1 pseudogene is annotated in these 827 nt (G+C 62.6%); it reads right to left on the minus strand.

From position 1 onward, the window contains the following. Window positions 1-827: pseudogene (locus IO39_RS43425) on the minus strand (DNA-directed RNA polymerase subunit beta); the annotation flags it as partial.

Below are 827 nucleotides of genomic sequence, written 5' to 3' on the forward strand. Positions count from 1 at the left end.
GTGCCCTGCGTGATCTCGGCGTCGACGCCCAGCTTCTTATTGATCTTGTAACGGCCCACCTTGGCGAGGTCGTACCGCTTGGGGTTGAAATAGAGGTTCTCCAGCAGGGTCTGCGCCGACTCCTTGGTCGGCGGCTCACCCGGCCGCAGCTTGCGGTAGATGTCGAGCAGGGCGTCATCCTGACCGGCGGTGTGGTCCTTCTCCAGGGTCGCCCGCATCGACTCGTACTGGCCGAAACGCTCGAGGATCTGCTCGCTGGTCCACCCCAGTGCCTTGAGAAGCACGGTGACGGCCTGCTTGCGCTTGCGGTCGATGCGCACACCGACGCTGTCGCGCTTGTCGATCTCGAACTCCAGCCAGGCACCCCGCGACGGGATGACCTTGCAGCCGTACAGGTCCTTGTCGGACGTCTTGTCGACATTGCGTTCGAAGTAGACGCCGGGCGAGCGGACCAGCTGCGAGACCACGACACGCTCGGTGCCGTTGATGATGAAGGTGCCCTTCGGCGTCATGAGCGGGAAGTCCCCCATGAACACCGTCTGGCTCTTGATCTCACCGGTGGTGTTATTGATGAACTCCGCCGTCACGAACATCGGGGCGGAGAAGGTCATGTCCTTCTCTTTGCACTCATCTACGGAGTACTTCGGCGGCTCGAACCGGTGGTCGCGGAACGACAAGGACATGGTCCCCGAGAAGTCCTCGATCGGACTGATCTCTTCGAAGATCTCTTCGAGGCCCGACTGGGTCGGGACGTCCTTGCGCCCGGCCTGGCGAGCCGCCTCGACCCGGGCCTTCCACTTCTCGTTTCCGAGCAGCCAGTCGAACGA

Origin of the sequence: Nonomuraea candida, from assembly GCF_000725485.1 — a bacterium.
GTDB lineage: Bacteria > Actinomycetota > Actinomycetes > Streptosporangiales > Streptosporangiaceae > Nonomuraea > Nonomuraea candida.